This window comes from Paenibacillus sabuli (genome assembly GCF_014705605.1).
Taxonomy (GTDB): Bacteria; Bacillota; Bacilli; order Paenibacillales; family Paenibacillaceae; genus Paenibacillus_D; species Paenibacillus_D sabuli.
In genome coordinates, this window is sequence record NZ_JACXIZ010000011.1 from 132,791 (window position 1) to 151,795 (window position 19,005).

Here is a 19,005-nt window from a genome sequence, read left to right on the forward strand (position 1 = left end):
AGTTTTAAATATTTTATCACGTAAACTAATTTTCGTCAATCTTTAAGAATACGGCAATAGGACATGGACCACATACAGACAGCCGGCCGTTCAGGCTGTCGGACTGCGAGGAACTGACATGAACCAATACGATCGAACAGCTTATGTGCGGTTAAATTCTTATCAACGCCAATCCTTGCTGGAGTCTCTCACAGCTCTCCATCCTAATTTGAAGTTCAAACGGTTCGCCTGTTTTGAGCGGTTCGGCATGCGGACGGATACCGCTATCTATGAACTGGAAGGCAGCGAATTTGTATTTGTGCCGGGCGACAGCGTTACGTTGGGCTGGTCTTCTTTCGCTGTCGGACCGGATGAGAAAACAAGCCGTGAATTCGAGGATACGTTGGCCGAATACGGAGCGGGCGAGCTGCTCTCGTTGCTGGCTGACACGTTGTCGCCTGAGCGTACGGCAACCGTCGGACCGATGCTGGCGGAATGCCGGCTGCGCGAGATCGGCTGGCACACTGTAGCTGCCGACAGTCCGAAATTGACACCACGTCAACAGGAAGCCATAGAAAAGTTTCAATCCCGCTCCGGCCGTATGCTGACCATCCACAAGTCATTGCGGCTGACCCGAACCGACGGCGGCACGCTGATTGAACTTTACGAACCGCGGTCCTATGAGCAACTGCTTCACGGATTGAGGCGGGATTGCTTTGCTTTGCCCACGGAGGACGAATGGGAATACTTGTGCGGCGGCGGCAGTCGCACGCTATGGCGTTGGGGGGACAGCTTCGATTACGGGATGCGCATCCGTCATTTCGATGACCCTGAGTTGGCGGGCAAGCCATACGAGCTGGAGCTGCCCAACCAGTTTGGCCTGAGCATTGCCTATGATCCATACCGGTATGAGGTCGTGGACGCGCCGTGTCTGCTGAAGGGCGGCGACGGCGGCAGCAACATTTGCGGCGGGCTTGGAGTGGCTATGGGATATTTGCCTGTCGCCACTGCCTTTCGCTGCTGGCCGGACGACAATATGCTGAAAGAATACAAGCTGGACATCGGCGGCGATCACACGTTTTATCGCCGGATCATTCGTTTGTCGGAGAACGCCTGATGGGTCGCGTGAAGAACCGGTCGCGTTGCTCAACTGGCAGGATCTCGAGTTGACGATCATCGCGCAGCATTTCAGCTCTTAAAACCCGCAGCCTCCCGAGGCTGCGGGTTCTACTTGCGAAATTGCAGCGGCGTTAGCTCCAGGAGCGCCGCGCGCGCCGCGGACCAGGCGCGATGGAGCGCCTCTTGAACCGCCCAGGCCGAATCGCCCAGCACCGAGACCGTCAGGCCGTGCCGGTAGGCCGGCGACACGCCCCATCGCAGCGACCGGTCGCGAACGGGCAGCTCGCCGAGCGCTTGTCTGACCGCGCCGGCATGATTCGGCTGCACGCGGTCGCCCATGCAATAGAACATACCGGCATGCGTCGCGTCTCCCCACGCGCCAGGCGCGCCGAGCCGCTGCTCCTGCGGCACGATTAGTTGGCGCTGGGCAAAAATCAGCTCCTCGCCGAGCTGCACGCGCAGCCGATTGTCGAGGCGCCGGTACGCAAAGCGCTCGCCGCGCAGCGCCCGCCCCGGGCAGAGCACCTCGCTCTGCATCCAGACTGCGCCCGGTGCGAGCCGCACCTCCGTCCGATTGTCGAGCGCCGCCTCCCGGTACAGCATGAGCGGCTCCATCATCGCTTCGCAGACGGCGTCCGGGCCGAGCACATAGCGCTGCCGCAGCATCGCAGGATGCGCAGGCTCGCTCGGATGCACCTTGGTATAGCTCTGATTCGTCACATACGCGTGCGTGCCGGCTTCGCACACCCATTCCAGCTCATAGCGATCCCCGGCCAGCATGCCGGGGGAGACGTCCATGACGATGACGCCGAGCTGCCGCTCGCGCAGCGGGAAGCTTTTGGCGATCTTGAGCGGCGCGCTATGGTAACGCTCGGCCAAGGCCGTGCGTTCGCCGTGCCGGACGAAGCGGGCGCGCAGCCGCGCGGTCAAGCCGACCGCCGCCGGCTTCGCCGACTCAGGCGTGGCTATGTTCGATGCCTTTGGCATGGGCCAGCTCATGCTCGATCCAGGAGATGATGTCGTCTACCCCTTCGCCGCCGTGCAGATTGGAGAAGACGTACGGCAGCTCGCCGCGCACCCGCGCCGTATCGGACTTCATGACGTCCAGGCTGGCTCCGACATGCGGCGCCAGATCGATTTTGTTAACGAGCAGCAGATCCGAGCGCATGATGCCCGGTCCGCCTTTGCGCGGCAGCTTCTCGCCCTGCGCCACGTCGATAATATAGATGAACCGGTCGACCAGCTCCGGACTGAAAGCCGCCGCCAGGTTGTCGCCGCCGCTTTCGATGAAGATGACATCCAGCGGCTGGAAGCGGCGCTCCAGCTCCTCGACCGCCTCAAAGTTCATCGAAACGTCCTCGCGAATGGCCGTATGCGGGCAGCCGCCGGTCTCGACGCCGATGATGCGTTCCTCCGGCAGCACGCCGGTGCGCAGCAAAATCTGGGCATCCTCTTTCGTATAGATATCGTTCGTGATGACCCCGATGCTGAATTTTTCGCTCAGCGCCCCTGCGATGCGTTCGAGCAGCGCCGTCTTGCCCGAGCCGACGGGCCCGCCGATGCCGATCCGCATCGGCCGGTTCCCCTGCGGCTGCGGCTGCTCCCAGCCGTGATGATGATGTGCTCCGCCTTGTCCTTGACACATGGTTGACGCCTCCGTTTCGTATGGTCTTTTTTATGACATGAACAACCGCGCATCCAATGCTTCGTGCTGCATCGTCGCTTGCTCCGCCTCGGGCATATTCATCCAGGCGTCCTCCGGCTCCTGGTCCTCGACCGCGCGCCAGGCCGCCGCCGCGGCCGGCAGCAGCCGCGCTACGATCGCCTGACCCTCGGTCTGGCCCATCCGGATCAGCCGCAGCGCGCTGTTGACGCAGGTGACGAGATTGCTGTACAGATAGCCCTGCACCGCTTGGTCTAGCGGCACGCCGAGCCTGTGGCAGATCCAGCCGAGCACGAGCGGATGGGTGCCGTCGCAGCGCCCTGCGCGCATCGCCGCATGCAGCCGCGGCAGCGGCAATTCCGGGTAGATCGCATCGTACAGCTGCAGCAGCCGCCGTCCCATCTTCTCCACCCCCGATCGCGTCTCCAGCCCGAGCCGCTGCGCGTGCACGAGCCGCTCGACCGCCCAGATACGCGACAGGTCCTCACGCCCGGCATCGCGGTAGACCGCCTTGAGCACCATCGCATCCGCCGGCGCCCACGACTGATCGAGCATCGCTTCGGCATAGCGCTCCAGCTGTGCGCTCGTGACGACGCGTCCGCGCTGCGCCAGCGCTTCCAGGCCGAAGGAATGCGCGAACCCGCCGATCGGCAGAGCCGAATCGAGCAGCTGCTGCAGCCTCAGCCACGCCCATGCGCCGTCCTGGCCACCTTCCTCGCGTGCCATCAGAACAGGAAGTAGCGCTGTGCCATCGGCACCACGCTGGACGGCTCGCACGTCACATGCTCCCCGTCCACGCTCACCTTGTATGTTTCCGGATCGACCTCGATGCGCGGGGTCTCGCTGTTATGAATCATGTCCTTCTTGCCGACGGTGCGGCAGCCCTTCACCGGCTCAACGCGCTTTTGCAGCCCCAGCTCGGAGGCGATGCCGCGCGCATGCGCGGCCTGCGAGACGAAGGTAATGCTGCTTTGCTGCACCGATTTGCCGTAGGCTGCGAACATCGGCCGGCCGTATACCGGCTGGGGCGTCGGGATCGAGGCATTGGGATCGCCCATCTGAGCGTAGGCGATGCTGCCGCCCTTGAGCACCAGGTCCGGCTTGACGCCGAAAAACATCGGATTCCACAGCACCAAATCGGCGAACTTGCCCGGCTCGACAGATCCGACGAGATGCGAGATGCCGTGTGTCAGCGCCGGATTGATCGTGTACTTGGCAACATAGCGCTTGATCCGGAAGTTGTCGCTCTCCTGGTCGGGCGCGAGCGGACCGCGCTGGCGCTTCATCTTGTCCGCCGTCTGCCAGGTGCGCATGATGACCTCTCCGACGCGTCCCATCGCCTGGGAATCGGAGCTGATCATGCTGAAGACACCCATGTCGTGCAGGATATCCTCGGCGGCGATCGTCTCCGGCCGGATACGCGAATCGGCGAACGCGACGTCCTCGGGAATGCGGCTGTCGAGGTGATGGCACACCATCAGCATATCCAGATGCTCCTCGATCGTATTGACTGTGAACGGGCGGGTCGGATTCGTCGAGGAGGGCAGCACGTTCGGCTCCGCCGCCGCGCGGATAATATCCGGGGCATGTCCGCCGCCGGCGCCTTCCGTATGATACGTGTGAATCGTGCGCGTGCCGATGGCGCGCAGCGTATCCTCTAGGAAGCCCGCTTCGTTGAGCGTATCCGTATGAATCGCGACCTGCACGTCGTATTGGTCTGCGGCCTGCAGACAAGCGTCGATCGCAGCCGGGGTCGTGCCCCAGTCCTCGTGCAGCTTGAGTCCGATCGCACCAGCTTCGATCTGTTCGATCAGCGGCGCTGTAGCGGAAGCGTTGCCCTTGCCGGTGAAGCCGATATTCATCGGAAAAGCTTCCGCAGCTTCCAGCATGCGCCGCATATGCCAGGCGCCGGGCGTACAGGTGGTGGCGTTGGTGCCGGTCGCGGGTCCCGTGCCGCCGCCGATCATCGTCGTCACGCCGGAGGCCAGCGCCGTCTCGATCTGCTGTGGGCAGATGAAGTGAATATGGGCGTCGATGCCGCCCGCCGTCACGATTTTGCCCTCGGCTGCAATGACCTCTGTACCTGCGCCGACGATCATGTTGGCGTCGACGCCGTCCATGATTTCCGGATTGCCGCCCTTGCCGATGCCCACGATCTGGCCGTCCCTAAGGCCGATATCCGCCTTGACGATGCCCCAATGGTCGATGATGACCGCATTCGTAATCAGCGTATCCAGCACGCCGTCGGCGCGCACGGCGCTGCCCGACTGGCCCATGCCGTCGCGGATGACCTTGCCGCCGCCGAATTTGCATTCGTCGCCGTAGACGGTGTAGTCCTTCTCAACCTCGGCCCATAGCTCGGTATCGGCGAGCCGCACGGCGTCGCCGGCTGTCGGGCCGAACATTTGCGCATAGCTGGCGCGATCCATTCGGCTCATCGGCCCGCCTCCTGCCAGCGCTCGAGCCGCTGGCGCACCTCGGCTGGCAGCGGGCCGTCACCCACCGGTCCTTGCGTCAGATTATTGAGCCCGTACGCTTGCCGTGTGCCGCCCAGCGCGACGAGCCGGACCGGCTTCTCCTCCCCGGGCTCGAAGCGGACGGCCGTGCCCGCCGGGATATCCAGCCGCATGCCAAACGCCGCCTCGCGGTCGAAGTCCAGCGCCCGGTTGACTTCAAAAAAATGATAATGCGATCCGACCTGGACCGGTCGGTCGCCTGTATTGACGACGATCAATTCCGATCTTCGACGCCCCGGGCTGAGCGCGATCTCGCCCGGGCCTGTCCGATATTCTCCAGGAATCATGCGCGTGACTTCACCTCCATTAAGAACAATTTACGTGGCAATCGGATGATGGATTGTGACGAGCTTGGTCCCGTCGGGAAAGGTCGCTTCGACCTGGACCTCGTGAATCATATCCGGCACGCCCTCCATGACTTGGTCGGCCTTGAGAATCTGCGTGCCCTGCGACATCAGCTCGGCGACGGTGCGTCCGTCGCGCGCGCCCTCCATGATCTCCGAGGTAATCAAGGCGACGCTTTCGGGATAGTTCAGCTTGACGCCCCGCCCCAGCCGGCGCCTCGCCAGATCGGCGGCTACGGTGATGAGCAGCTTTTCTTTTTCGCGCTCGGTCAATTGCAACAGCTTCACCTCGTTATTTTCCAGTTCTGTAGTTACATTATAATCATGCCGTCCGCTGAAGTAAATCCCGAATGTCACATAAGGTGACATAAGGCAAGAAACAAAGCGCAAAAGCCAAGACCTGTATCAGCGAATAGCTTCTCCTAACCGCTAGTCAGGGCTTGTATGGTATGTTACACTGATTGTTACGGACGAATGCGCCGCAGACGCTGGATTATTCTGCGCAAGCTTATTTATTCTTAGGAGGGAACAAGGCATGGCAACCAAAAAAATGCGGTCAGACATGATTAAAAAAGGCTTTGACCGCGCACCGCACCGCAGTCTGTTGCGTGCGGCCGGCGTCAAGGAAGAGGATTTCGGCAAGCCGTTCATTGCGGTCTGCAACTCATATATCGATATTGTGCCGGGTCACGTGCATCTGCAAGAATTTGGAAAAATAGTAAAAGAAGCCATTCGCGAGGCAGGCGGCGTGCCGTTCGAATTCAACACGATCGGCGTTGACGACGGCATCGCAATGGGACATATCGGCATGCGCTATTCCCTGCCGAGCCGCGAGATCATCGCCGACTCGCTGGAGACGGTCGTCTCGGCGCATTGGTTCGACGGCATGGTCTGCATCCCGAACTGCGACAAGATTACGCCGGGCATGATGATGGGCGCGCTGCGCGTCAATATTCCGACCGTATTTGTCAGCGGCGGGCCGATGAAGGCCGGCAAAACCTCGGACGGACGCTCCATCTCGCTCTCGAGCGTATTCGAAGGCGTCGGCGCTTTTCAATCCGGCAACCTCGACGAAAAAGGGCTGACCGAGCTGGAGCAGTTCGGCTGCCCGACCTGCGGCTCCTGCTCCGGCATGTTCACCGCCAACTCGATGAACTGTCTGGCCGAAGGCCTCGGCCTGGCGCTCCCGGGCAACGGCACGATTCTCGCGGTCGCGCCGGAGCGCAGGGAATTCGTAAAGCGTTCGGCCGCGCAGCTGATGTCGCTGATCGAGCAGGACATCAAGCCGCGCGACATCGTCACGATCGAAGCGATCGACAATGCCTTTGCGCTCGACATGGCCATGGGCGGCTCCACCAACACGGTGCTGCATACGCTGGCACTGGCGCATGAGGCCGGCTTCGAGTATCCGGTCCAACGCATCAATGAAGTCGCCGAGCGCGTGCCGCATCTGGCCAAAATCGCGCCCGCATCGGACTATCATATCGAGGACGTGCACAATGCCGGCGGCGTCACTGCCATCCTCAACGAGCTGTTCAAAAAAGAAGGCACGCTCAATGGCGATTGCATCACCGTCACCGGCAAAACACTCCGCGAAAACGCAATGGGCCATGAGATCGTCGACACGGACGTCATCCATACAATCGCCAATCCGCATAGCGCCCGCGGCGGATTGGCCGTCCTGTTCGGCAATCTGGCGCCGGACGGCGCGATCATCAAGGTCGGTGCGGTCGATCCTTCCGTCGGCGGCTATCACAAGGGGCCGGCCATCTGCTTCGAGTCTCAGGAAGAAGCACTGTACGGCATTGCCAACGGCAAAGTGAAGGAAGGCCACGTCGTTGTCATTCGTTACGAAGGACCCAAGGGCGGACCAGGCATGCCCGAGATGCTCGCCCCGACCTCGCAGATCGTCGGTATGGGCCTGGGCGCCAAAGTCGGCCTGATCACGGACGGACGTTTTTCCGGAGCCTCTCGCGGCATCAGCATCGGACATATCTCGCCGGAAGCGGCGGAGGGCGGACCGATCGCGTTTGTCGAAGACGGCGACGAGATCGAGCTCGATCTCGAAAATCGCAAGATCGAGCTGTTGATCAGCGAAGAAGAATTCAGCGCCCGGCGCGCGAACTGGAAGGGCTTTGAATCCAAAGTCAAAACCGGATACCTTTCCCGCTATTCCAAGCTCGTCACCTCGGCCAGCACCGGCGGTGTCATGAAAGTATAAGCAGATCTGTCCCGACGGTTGGACAGGCTTTAGCGAAATTAAGTATAAGGGACGGACCAGCGATCAGTTTTCACTGATTTTCTGGTCCGTCCCTTTTTATTTTAGGACTTAATTGGAGATCCTAGGCCTGGCCATAAAAAGACAGCCAGACTGTGTCGCCTACGTTTCATTTATGCCATTTTTGTGTAATAGGTTGACAAAAGGCTTTGTGCTCAAGCAGACGTGAGCGGGGCGCTAAGCACGATCGGACCGCGCGGTTCGTTACCTTGCGCGTCCGGCTCGAGCGTAATGGCAATCGTATCATATTCGCTCTCAGCAGCGGCAATCGTATGATACAGCGCGCCGGTGCCGTCATGCGTCAAAAACGTGCCCGCACTGGCAGGCTGTCCGTCCTTAAGAAGCCAAACCTGAAAGGCTTCTTCGTTTTGCAGAGCCGGAAGTTGCTCGGCTTGAATGATCAGATGGGTCCCCGCACTGTCAATGACGATTGTAGCCAGTCCGCGTGCGACAATGTCCGCTGTGCCTGCGTCAAGCGAGACGACATTCTCGACCTGAAGCGGACCTGTAGCGTCAGTTGGAGCCGAGATGGCGAGCTGCTGCTTGAGATCCGCGACCTGAGCGTTCAACTGCGCGTTTTGATCGTCCATTTTTCGTACCTCCGATACCATTGCTCCCGAAAATACGGCTAAGCCGGCAATCATTGCGACCAATCCGCCAGTCAGCCATCTAAATCGAGTCGGCGCCGGTTCACCATCTCGTGAAGGCGGTTCTTCCGCCTCCTGAATGCGCCGCTTAGCGACTGTGCCCAGCTCGGGCTTCGAGTTGTCAAAGACGCGCGCCATAACCCGATCCTTCATGCCTTCGGGCGGGTCAACCTGCTGTACGGCAAGCGGGAGCGTATCCAGCAACGGCATCAGTTCGTCCACTTCTTTTTTGCAATGCACGCAACTTGCCAAATGCGCTTCGAATGCGAGGCGATCTTCTTGCTCCAACCCGCCGAGCACGTATAATTCTACATCTTCGCAACGATTGTGCTGCGCCATCATTGCCAGGCTCCCTCCTTTCGCCCATGATCGAACCGCTTTCTCAGTTGCTTCAAAGCGAGTCGCACCCGGCTTTTCACCGTTCCGAGAGGGATGTTTTCTCTGCTGGCGACCTCCTGTTGCGTATACCCGAGAAAATAAATCCAATTCAGCACCTGCTGCTGATCCTCGTTCAGATCGCCAATTGCCTGCTGCATCTCCTCGCCCAGCATCCGGCGTTCCACCGCCTGCTCGGTCGAAACGCCGTCGGCGACGCGCTCCCAGGCTGCCTCCTCCTGGGTCTCCTGAGGCCTTCTCCCCTTTTTGCGAAGCCAGTCAATCGCCAGGTTCCGTGCTACTGCAAACATCCAGGTGCTGACTTTGCCCTGACTGCCACCCGTATGTACGCGTTCGGCCGAATGCCAGATCCGCATGAACAGTTCCTGAACCACTTCTTCAGCAGCCATCGGATCCTTGACCATACGGAACACAAAGGAATACACCGGCCGCTCGTATCGGTCGTACAGTGCTTCCAACGCCTCGTTGTCACGTCCAGCGATACGGCGCATCAGACGTTCGTCTCCAGCCGGGTCCTGCAAGGCAAGTCCTCCTCTGAGCGTCCGGTTCTCTTTAGTTTCAATCATAGCGTGCCCACTCATCATTGTCCATTCCCCCGCACGAGCTTTACGCTTAATTATTTTTAATGCAATTTTGGTGATCCAACCGGCGGCATTTCACGTTATATCTCATTAACCTAGTGCATCGTAGGCGAAACGTCGCAGGGTCCTGAACGCGCAAAAAACCGCTCAGGGCGTCATTCCCCTGGCGGCTTTCTCGTTCTCGTATCGGGCGGACGATTTGATTTTGGCATCGGTTCTTGAAGACACCGCCGGATCGATCGACGACGCGCCGCCCGAACCGCGCGCGCCCGGTTCGTAGCGGGACCTGAATTCATCGATACCCATTGCAATAATTTTCGGCGCAAGCGAATCGGATTTGCCGTTCAATCTGCGGCGACCGGAGGGATGAAGGATGCGCAACAACAGCTTAAGGTATACGCCGGTCAAGCGGCTGAATAGCCCCCCCGGAAGATCGATTACCTTGAATCCGAACGCTTCGGAGCCGCGATTGATCATGCTGATCCCGTACAATGCGCGAATGTCGCGGTACTCGGGCCTACCGGCCAGGTGAGCGCCTAGCTTAGGCAAGGCTTGCTCCACTTCGCGAATGACAAGCAGCGCGACCTGCACGATCGATCTGGAGCGCCGCATGATGTCGAGCAGCCGGCTATTGTCGAAATGCAGCTCGATAACCGGGTCGGACGGTCGGACGGTCAGCCCGTTGGCCAATTGAAGCGTTGGCCCTTTGTACGGACGCACGCGGTAATAAAAGATGGCTTCACCGCCATCCACCGCCTGCAGCCGAAAGAGGAGATGAAACAGCTTTTCCCAGCCCAGCCAAAGCGCCACAAGCATGCGCTGAAAGACACTGGGCCCCTTCGCTTCTCTCGCCTTGTCAGTTGCGGCAATCATCTCCTTGATGGTCACAAAGCGAAAGCCGCGCTTGTCGCCTTCCTGCAAATAAATGCGCAGTGCGGCAAGCATGTTTTGCGGGGCGTCGGCATCCGCGCCCAGCGTGCTTCCGCAATCATGCAGCAGCAGGACTTCGCCGGGCCGCAGCTTGCGCAGCATGCGCTTGGTCAAGCGGCCTACCCCTACACGCTTCCGCCAGTCATTGAACATCGAGGACCATAGAATGATTTGCAAGTAACCCAGGTTGGAAAAGTCAAACAGATTGACGATGCCCCATGGCGGTCGGTAGTAGATCGGATGAAGCCCGGTTGCCTTTCGAATGACCGCCGCCGTGCGATGGATTTGCTTGCGCACCGTTTTGGGGCGCATCAACCAATTCGATTTGTGCACGTAATTGTGAATGCCGATCGTATGGCCTTCTTGATGCATCCGCTGTAGCAGCTCGGGATGACGCTCAGCGTTGGCGCCAACGACGAAAAAAGTAGCCTTTGCCTTATATTCGGCGAGCAGATCGAGGAGCTGTCGCGTATAGACCGGATCGGGACCATCGTCAAATGTCAAGGCAATTTCGCGCTTGGCCACACCCTTTTTGAACACGCGAAACCCAAAGGTGCGGCTGATAATGCCGGGCAAAAAAGCGTAAAACGTCAAAATGTAGAAGCTCCAGAGCAGCAAATTTTCCATCACGCCATTCCCCGCTATCTATCTATACTTGCATCGATTCTTGCATAGCATCTGATTGTAAAGCCGGTTGAAACGCCGACTTTATTATTGTACCATACCCCCTTGAAATTAGGGCATTTATTTCCCCTCCTGCGCTGCGACTCTCTCGAGCACACCTGCGAACAATTGAGTCGCTAGGTGGTTGCTGTCCGGCGGCCGGTTCTCGGCCAGTACGGCGACCGCATACCTCGGGCGAAGTGCCGGCCCATAGCCGACGAACCATTGATTGACACGAGGCTTCCCGGCGACCAGCGTCTCTGCCGTCCCGGACTTGCCCGCAGCCGGCCATGCCGTTCGGATCGAACGTCCGGTGCCGCTGCGCACGACCGCTTCCATGCCTCGCAGCAGCGTGCGCGCCGTCTTGGCCGAGATCTGGCCGTAGGCTGAGGACCCCGTCCGAGCGGGGAAGCGAGCTAGACGCTGCCCGTTGGCATAACGGATATCCGTCACGATCCGCGGTGCGCTGACGCGCCCGTCATGAAGCAGCGTGACCATCAGGTTCGCAGCCTGCAACGGCGAGAGACGCACATCGCGCTGGCCGATTGCCGTCTGTGCGAGCAGACCGCCGTCCCGCTGAGCTGGCAGCGCACTGAACACGCTTCCTGCTTCTTCCTCGCCGAGCAAACGCAATCGCGCTTTGAGCGGGCCAACGCCGTCCGGGTCCGCCCAGCCGATGCGCCGCCCCAAGCCGAGCTGGTCGGCGGTCGACTGAAGCTGCCGCGCAGAGAGCCGCTCGCCTAGCGTGGCGAATACAACATTGCAAGACTGTGCCAGCCCTTCTTCCAGCGTCAGTACGCCATGCCCCCCTCGTTTCCAGCAGCTCAGCCCGTAACGCCCATATTCGCCGTTGCATGTAAAATGCTCGTCCGGCTCGACCACACCGGCCTCCAAAGCCGCCGCCTCGGTCACCAGCTTGAAAATCGAGCCCGGCGCCGCTGCGGCCAGCGCGTGATTGCGGGTATCGCTTCCCCCGGCGCCGATATGCGCAGGATCATAGGACGGCCTGGAGAGCATTGCCGCAATGTCGCCGGTCGCCGCGTCGAGCACGACAACCGCCCCTTCCCGCAAGCCCTGTTGGTCAATATATTTTTCCAGCGAGGCTTGCAAGCCAAGGTCAAGCGTCGTCCGGACCTTGAGCGGATAGTATGGATTGTCCGGCTTGTCCAGCCGGTTCGCCGGGCCGTGCAGCGACTTGCGTCTACCGCCGTCGGTATAGCGGTGGATGCGCGTCGCGCCCAGGCCGCGAATGAGCGAATCGAGCGACTTTTCCAGCCCGGCTCCGCCGATCAGATCGTTCCGATGTCTGCTGCCGCGACTGAGCTCGAGCGAATAGTCGGCTTCCAGACGCTCCGGATGCTGACTGATGTAGCCCAGCACATGCTGCGCGAGATGGTCGTCGCGATAACGTTCCCGGTAGGGCACTGCCGCGACGCCCTCGATGCCGAGCTTGTTTATCCCGTCAGCTTGCGCTTGTGTCAGGGCGTGCGGGCGTTTGGCATTCGCGCGCCAAAAAGCCGGCTCGCGCAACTGCGCAAGCCACACGCGCAAGCGATCCGGATCTGCTGCCAGTACATCCGCCAGGCGCTCAAGCACTTCCGGCCGCATGCTGTGGGATCGGTCCGTTACCGGAAATGCCGCCAACGCCGTAATCGTCATACCTGTCCAGGCTCTGCCGGATCGATCCTCGAAATCCGCGCGTCCGCTGTCCAGTTCAAGCACTTGCTCGCGTTGCCGAACCGAAGCGCTCCGATAATGGTCGGCATCTGCTGCTGCCGGCAGATGAGGAAGCCACTGCAGCCAGGCCAGCCTCAGCACCAGCAGGCCGAGCCCGAGCGTCAACGCCACTCCAGCCCGATATATTCGTTTGCCTCTTCTCGCGTCGCCTGCTTTTTCCATATGCCCTCCCGGTCGTCAATGCGGCTTTTGGTAGGTCCTCTAGTCATTATGACCGGATCGCCTGTTAGGCATCCATTTACGACCAAACAGGACTGGCTTGGCACTTGAACGCCAAACCAGTCCTGGACATGTAGGAAGGCGAACCAAGGCCGCCGACTTAGGTTGTGAATCGTGAGAGCGAGTTGCGCAGCTCCTGCGATACCTCTTCCAGCTTGCTCGAGAGACGGACGAGACCGTCGCTGATGTTCAGTTGCTCGTTGCTCAGCGAGGCAACTTCCTCCGAGGTAGCAGAGGATTCCTCGGCAACCCCGCTCACGTTCTCCATCGCTTCGCTCAGGACGGACTGCGATTGATCGAGCTGGGTGATGGAATCGGTCACCGAGCCGAGATGGTTGACGAATTGCGTCATCTGGTTGCGTACGGAATAGAACAGCTGATTAGCTTCCTTGACCGACTCGATCTGCTCCTGGAAGATCGGATAGGCCTCGGACAGCACGCCCACCGTCTCGTCGATTTCCCGCTGAATCGACTCCGTGATTTGCCCGACGACGTCGATGGATTGACGCGACTGATCCGCCAGCTTGCGAATTTCATCTGCGACGACCATGAAGCCCTTGCCTGCCGCGCCTGCCCGAGCGGCCTCAATTGTCGCGTTGAGGGACAGGATGTTCGTTTGCTTGGTCAAGTTGTTGAGCACTTCCAGTATTTTACGAATTGAACCTGTGCTTTCCTTCAGCTTGTCGACCTTTTCCACCATCGAGCGCGTCATTTCCTCGGTCATACCGGTCTTTTCGATCAACACCGACATGTATTCCGTTCCGCGCTGGCTCGCTTGCTCGACCTCTCCCGCCGACGTGACCATCTGTCCGCTGGAGGCTTTTACGCTGCCCATTTGAGTCGCGATATTGGCGGTAAGATCGGCGCCTTTCTCCGCTTCCATAGCCAGGCTGGTGGCGCCGGTGGCGATCTCTTCTGTCGCTACGGCGATTTCTTTGGCGGCTACCGCAGTTTTGCCGGAGGCTTCCGTCAATTCCCCGGCGGTGCCCAGCACCAGCTGCGCGGACTGGTTCGTCTGATTGACGAGGATCGTGATCTGCCCCATCATCTGGTTGAAGCTGTTGGCCAACTGCCCGATTTCATCCGATCTGCGAATGTTGGAGCGTACCGCGAGATTGCCCCGTTCCCCTTCATTCATCAGATTGCGCAGCCGCATGAGCGGCACCGCAATGGTTCGCAAGACGAGATAGCCGATCCCGATTGCGAGCAGCGCGGCCAGGATGGCTGCGATCACCGTAATATCGCGGATTTGCTTCGCATCGGACACGAGCTCATTGACCGGAATTTCCCCGACCAGACGCCAATCCATCAGATTAAACTTTTTATAGACGGCCAATACCTGCGTTCCCTCGCTGTTCTTCGTGCGGAACGAGTTCGGATCCGTCGTCTTAATTTCGGCGGGCAGGACAACCCCGTTAGCGGCGCCGAGCTCTTCGTCGCGCTCCGAATAGAGGATGGCGCCCTCCGAATCGACGATTCGAACGCTGCCGCCGTTCCCCAGGGCCAAGCCGGTCAACTGCTCCTCGAGCTGACTGTATTTGATTTCAAGCAGCAGCACGTATACCGATTCGTTCGTCGATACACTTTTCACCAGCCTGGCCAATCCGTAGGTTTTTTCGCTGCCACTGGAAGCGAATCCGCCCGACTGCGTCGGCAGCCAGAGCGTCTTGCCCTCTTGCTCCACTACCTGCTGGAACCATTCCTCTTCCTTGATCGTCTCGTAATTCAATGTTGTTCCACCTGCGCTGATGCCGGTATAATTGGGAAGCAGCGGGATCAGATGACCCGCGGCGATCGTCTGATTGCTCATGATCAGCGACTGGAATTTGGACTCCATCGTTTTGGTGGCCTCGAATCTGGCGAAGGCCTCCGTTTCCTTGCGCATGACCCCCATTTGGGATTGAATCTCGTTGTCGAACAGCAGCTGCAGCGTCAGATCCTCGTAATTTTGGAACATGATATTCAGCTTTCCTGCCGATTGATCGATCGTTTGCTCCGTCGATTGGGCCACTTTGTCCTCAATAATATCCTTTGAGGTGTTGTAGGAAAAAATACCTACCGCCAGCACGCAAACAAGAATACTGAAAAAAATCATGACGAACAGCTTGATGCCTACCGAGCGGGTCAAAAGATTTCCCTTTTTGGCGCTCGAAACGGCAAAATCTGAACTCCCTCCTTTACCACTTTCATGTTCGCGGCCGGAATCCTGCTTCTTCCATTTGTCCGCGCCTTCCTTTACCTTATCCAGCCATTTCATTGACTTGACACCACCTGTTCATAGTTGTCCGCTGCATCGTTTCAACCCCGCAAATGGGCCGACCTTGCGGTTGACCAGCAGGCCAGCGAGGCCATTTCTGAAATCATTAGGTATGTAGGGGGACTTTTCTATACAAATTATCGGTCAAATTGACTAAAAAATGAACAGCAACATTCAAAATAAATAAAATTTTGCAAGAAAAAACCCTTTGTTCGACAATTTCGAACAAAGGGAACAGCGCAGCGTCATCGCCCGCCGATGCGCTTGCGCATCATGTCCATCGCCTTGACCGGTTGTTCGGTCCGCATGCGCACGTGCTGCAGCGGATGCCTGGCCGCGTCGAGCTGCTGCCCTTCCTCGTCGAGCAGCTCCCCTACCGGCTGTCTGAAAAACGTGCCGCCCGGTCCGAAAAACTCAACCTCTTGGCCGGGCTTGAAATGATTACGCTGCTGGATCGTGGCGATACAAGCAACTTCGTCATAATCGAGTACGACGCCGGCAAAATCGTAGGGCGCCGCCTTTTCCTCGGGCTCGTATATATGCTCGCCTGCGCCCGGCGTGCCAAAGAAAAATCCGGAATTCAACGGCCGATTGGCGGCCTTGTTGATCTCGTCGAGCCATTCCGGCTTGACCCGGTAGCCCTGCGGATCTTCGAAGTACGCGTCAATGGCCTGGCGGTAGGCATTGACAACGGTCGCGACGTAATGCAGGCTTTTCATCCGTCCCTCAATCTTGAAGCTGTCCACCCCGGCTTCGATCAGGGCGGGCAGATGCTCGATCATGCACAGATCCTTCGAGCCCATCGTGAACTTGTCCTGCTCCTGCTGTCCGAGCGGCTCGTCCTCCACGAACAGATCGTACTTCCAGCGGCACGACTGGCAGCAACCGCCGCGATTCGAGTCCCGATCGGTAAAGTGATTCGAGAGTACGCAGCGTCCGGAATAGGAAGAGCACATGGCGCCGTGAATGAACTGCTCGATCTCGATATCGACATGCGCCTTGATCTCCGCAATTTCCTCGATTGAGGTCTCTCTCGCCAGCACAACCCGGGGAAGGCCCTCCTCCTTCCAGAATTGCACCGCTTGCCAATTCAAGGTCGATTGCTGGGTACTCAGATGCACCTCCAGCTTGGGCGCGACGCGCATCGCCGTCTCGACGATGATCGGGTCGGCCGCGATGATCGCCGCCACGCCCGCTTGCTCCAGTCGGCGAAGATACGTCTCCAGGCCGTCCAGATCCTCATTATGCGCATAAATATTCGTCGCCACGAATACCTTTGCGCCGTATTGCGCCGCGAATCGCACCCCTTCTTCCATTTCTTCGAAGGTGAAGTTGTCGGCATTGGATCGCAGTCCGTATTTTTGGCCGCCGATATAGACGGCGTCCGCCCCGTAGTGGACGGCGAACCTCAGCTTCTCCAGGTTGCCCGCCGGCGCCAGCAGCTCCGGTCTCTCCAGCCGATGCCGCTTGCCCTGCGGACGCGTCTTGGCTTGTGTGGCCACGTCGATCCCTCCTCTAGTAGACTTGTTCCTTGAACATGAAGCCGAAGCTCAGCTCGCGCCCCGGGTCCTGAAGCGCCCGGATGCCATCGAGCAGCGACTCGTCGAAGCGATAGGCGGCCGGATCAGCGCAGTAGGCGTCGATCGCCGTGCGGTACGCCCTGACGACCGCTTCGTTGTAGGCTTCGGAGTGGAGCAATCCGTCGATCTTGAAGCTATCGATGCCGCCTTCCAGCAGCTCGTCGAGGCATTCCAGCAGACAGATATCGTCCGCGCTCATAATATGCGTGCCTCCGGCGTCCTCATAGATCGGGAAGCGCTCCTCCGGCCGCTCCGGCTCGATCAGATATAGCCCGCGCTCGCTGCCGGTCTCCAGCTGCGCCGCGCCGTGTCCGGCTCGGCTGCGGTAATCGGCATAGCTGCTCAGCAGGCTGCGCTTGGAATGATAGATGTTGGTCATGCCGTGCACTTGCACCTCGACCTGCAGCGCGCTCTTGCGCTTCAGCTCCAGCAGTTCCTCCATATTGAGCTCGCGCGCCGCCACGACGCGTGTCGCCCCACGTCTGCCCCAGAAGTCCGCAGTCGCATAATTGGTCGACGTCATCTCGGCGCTCCAGTGCAGCGCCAGCTGCGGCGCCTGCGCCTTCGCCTGGACGAGCACAGCCGGATCGCCGAAGACGATCGCGTCGACGCCGGCTCTGGCCACACCGCTGATGTACGCATCGAGCGCATCGGCCGCCTTGTTGTCGATCAGGTTGTTGACGGCGGCATAGATGCGCACGCCGCGCGCATGTGCCAGCCGGCATGCATCGGCCATCGCCTGCGGATCGAACGCGCCCGGCAGGCGCATCGCATAGCGCGGCTCACCGAGCACGAAGGCGTCGGCGCCGGCGTCGATCAGCCGCTCCAGCTCCGCCAGCGAGCCCGCTGTCGCCAGCAGCTCGGGACGATAGGCGCCAGTATGCGTACTCACGGCTTTCACTCTCCTCCCGTATTGCGGTTGCTCTCCTCGATGTTGCGCAGATGCCCGTTGTAGGTCTCGGCGAACAGATGCGTTTGCGAGCCGTCCTTTTTGGTCACATAGAACAGGTAATCCGTCGCCTCGGGGTAGATCGCCGCTTCAATCGAAGCATAGCTGGGACTTGCGATCGGCCCGGGCGGCAGCCCTTGGACTTGATACGTATTGTATGGGCTGTCGACCTCGAGATCCGCTTCCAGCAGCCGCTCCTTGGGCGTCTCCAGCGCATACTGCACCGACGCGTCGATCTGCAGCGGCATGTTGTCGTCCAGCCGATTGCGGATCACGCCCGAGACGAGCGCGCGCTCCTCGTCGACGACGACCTCGCGCTCGATCAGCGATGCGATCGTCATCATCTCGTGGAACGACAGCCCCCGCTCCGCCAGCGTATCGCCCCACCCTTCCGGCAGCTGCTCCAGCTTGCGGTCGAGCTCGTGCAGCATACGGACGATGACGTCCTGTACCGTGCTGTCCACCTCGATCTCGTAGGTTTCGGGGAACAGATAGCCCTCGAGCAAAAATTGAAGGTTCGCCTCGTCCTTCGGAATTTTGAGCGCGGATTCCGAGTGCGCCAGCAGCGTCGGATTATTGGCCAGCTCGACAAATTTCGCGCGGTCCACGACACCCTCCGCCGCCAGCTTGTCCGCGATCTGCGTCACGGTAAAGCCCTCGGGAATCGTAAAGCGCACTGTATTCGGCGCAATGGTATCGCCGCTGTTCAGCTTGGCAATGATGGCGTCGCGCCCCATACCCGGAGCCAGCTCGTAGGTGCCCGCTTGGAAACGGGCGCCCTCTTCAGTGAGTCGAACATAGTACTTGAATAAAAAAGCATTGCGAATAATGCCCTCGCGCTCCAGATGATCCGCTACGCGATACGGCGACGTTCCCGAAGCGATCTCGAAGGTGACAGGCGGTCCGGCCGGCGCCGGACGCAAGCCGTTCCATACATAAAATGCCGCGCCGCCCACCGCTAGCGCCATGATGCCGAGCAGCGATGTAATGACATATAGCGTAATTCTGGCCTTGCTTACCGGTTTGCCCAAGCTGCAACCAACCTTTCAACTCTGAAGATTATCCGTGACATCCCACTGCGCCGCAAAAGGGCGGTAAGGCACCGCCCTTTTGCGCAAGTCCTCTATAAGGTTGCTCTTTCCCGGCG

16 protein-coding genes are annotated in these 19,005 nt (G+C 59.7%); 2 read left to right on the forward strand and 14 right to left on the reverse strand.

Annotated elements, in window-relative coordinates:
- Positions 1-118 precede the first annotated feature (118 nt).
- Positions 119-1,096, forward strand: a complete 978-nt coding sequence (locus tag IDH44_RS04940; RefSeq protein WP_190915287.1) for a hypothetical protein — start codon at positions 119-121, stop codon at positions 1,094-1,096.
- A gap of 110 nt (positions 1,097-1,206) precedes the next feature.
- Here the strand turns inward: IDH44_RS04940 and IDH44_RS04945 are convergent, their stop codons facing one another.
- From IDH44_RS04945 to IDH44_RS04970, 6 genes are read right to left on the reverse strand one after another with little or no spacing between them, the layout of a single operon-like run.
- A complete protein-coding gene (locus tag IDH44_RS04945; protein ID WP_190915288.1) occupies positions 1,207-2,085 on the reverse strand; it encodes an urease accessory protein UreD in 879 nt (292 codons plus the stop codon).
- On the reverse strand, positions 2,054-2,743 hold the full coding sequence (gene ureG / locus IDH44_RS04950) for an urease accessory protein UreG (RefSeq protein ID WP_190915290.1): 690 nt from the start codon (positions 2,741-2,743) through the stop codon (positions 2,054-2,056). Before ureG ends, IDH44_RS04945 begins: the two co-directional genes overlap by 32 nt.
- Positions 2,744-2,773: 30 nt before the next feature.
- Entirely contained in the window at positions 2,774-3,538 is a 765-nt protein-coding gene (locus tag IDH44_RS04955) for an urease accessory protein UreF (RefSeq protein ID WP_317890112.1), read from the reverse strand.
- Entirely contained in the window at positions 3,487-5,199 is a 1,713-nt protein-coding gene (ureC, locus tag IDH44_RS04960; protein WP_190915292.1) for an urease subunit alpha, read from the reverse strand. Before ureC ends, IDH44_RS04955 begins: the two co-directional genes overlap by 52 nt.
- Positions 5,196-5,564, reverse strand: a complete 369-nt coding sequence (locus IDH44_RS04965) for an urease subunit beta (protein ID WP_190915294.1) — start codon at positions 5,562-5,564, stop codon at positions 5,196-5,198. Before IDH44_RS04965 ends, ureC begins: the two co-directional genes overlap by 4 nt.
- 30 nt (positions 5,565-5,594) lie before the next feature.
- A complete protein-coding gene (locus IDH44_RS04970) occupies positions 5,595-5,900 on the reverse strand; it encodes an urease subunit gamma (protein WP_190915570.1) in 306 nt (101 codons plus the stop codon).
- 256 nt (positions 5,901-6,156) lie between these two features.
- Between IDH44_RS04970 and ilvD the strand changes: the two genes are divergently transcribed.
- Positions 6,157-7,842, forward strand: a complete 1,686-nt coding sequence (gene ilvD / locus IDH44_RS04975; RefSeq protein WP_190915296.1) for a dihydroxy-acid dehydratase — start codon at positions 6,157-6,159, stop codon at positions 7,840-7,842.
- A 212-nt stretch (positions 7,843-8,054) separates the two neighbouring features.
- Here ilvD and IDH44_RS26410 read toward each other — a convergent pair whose 3' ends face one another.
- From IDH44_RS26410 to mltG, 8 genes are all read right to left on the reverse strand, one after another.
- On the reverse strand, positions 8,055-8,888 hold the full coding sequence (locus tag IDH44_RS26410; protein ID WP_317890113.1) for an anti-sigma factor: 834 nt from the start codon (positions 8,886-8,888) through the stop codon (positions 8,055-8,057).
- On the reverse strand, positions 8,885-9,508 hold the full coding sequence (locus IDH44_RS04990) for an RNA polymerase sigma factor (RefSeq protein ID WP_317890114.1): 624 nt from the start codon (positions 9,506-9,508) through the stop codon (positions 8,885-8,887). Before IDH44_RS04990 ends, IDH44_RS26410 begins: the two co-directional genes overlap by 4 nt.
- A gap of 162 nt (positions 9,509-9,670) precedes the next feature.
- Positions 9,671-11,080 (reverse strand): polysaccharide deacetylase family protein, encoded by a 1,410-nt coding sequence (locus IDH44_RS04995; protein WP_190915298.1) that lies wholly within the window; start codon positions 11,078-11,080, stop codon positions 9,671-9,673.
- 117 nt (positions 11,081-11,197) lie between these two features.
- Positions 11,198-13,015: a peptidoglycan D,D-transpeptidase FtsI family protein gene (locus IDH44_RS05000; protein WP_190915300.1), complete on the reverse strand. Its 1,818-nt coding sequence runs from the start codon at positions 13,013-13,015 to the stop codon at positions 11,198-11,200.
- A 157-nt stretch (positions 13,016-13,172) separates the two neighbouring features.
- Positions 13,173-15,200: a methyl-accepting chemotaxis protein gene (locus IDH44_RS05005; protein ID WP_223869377.1), complete on the reverse strand. Its 2,028-nt coding sequence runs from the start codon at positions 15,198-15,200 to the stop codon at positions 13,173-13,175.
- Between the two features lie 374 nt (positions 15,201-15,574).
- Positions 15,575-16,831 (reverse strand): peptidase U32 family protein, encoded by a 1,257-nt coding sequence (locus IDH44_RS05010; RefSeq protein ID WP_190915304.1) that lies wholly within the window; start codon positions 16,829-16,831, stop codon positions 15,575-15,577.
- A 13-nt stretch (positions 16,832-16,844) separates the two neighbouring features.
- Positions 16,845-17,801, reverse strand: a complete 957-nt coding sequence (locus IDH44_RS05015) for a peptidase U32 family protein (protein ID WP_190915306.1) — start codon at positions 17,799-17,801, stop codon at positions 16,845-16,847.
- A gap of 5 nt (positions 17,802-17,806) precedes the next feature.
- Entirely contained in the window at positions 17,807-18,889 is a 1,083-nt protein-coding gene (gene mltG / locus IDH44_RS05020) for an endolytic transglycosylase MltG (protein ID WP_223869378.1), read from the reverse strand.
- Between the last annotated feature and the right edge of the window lie 116 nt (positions 18,890-19,005).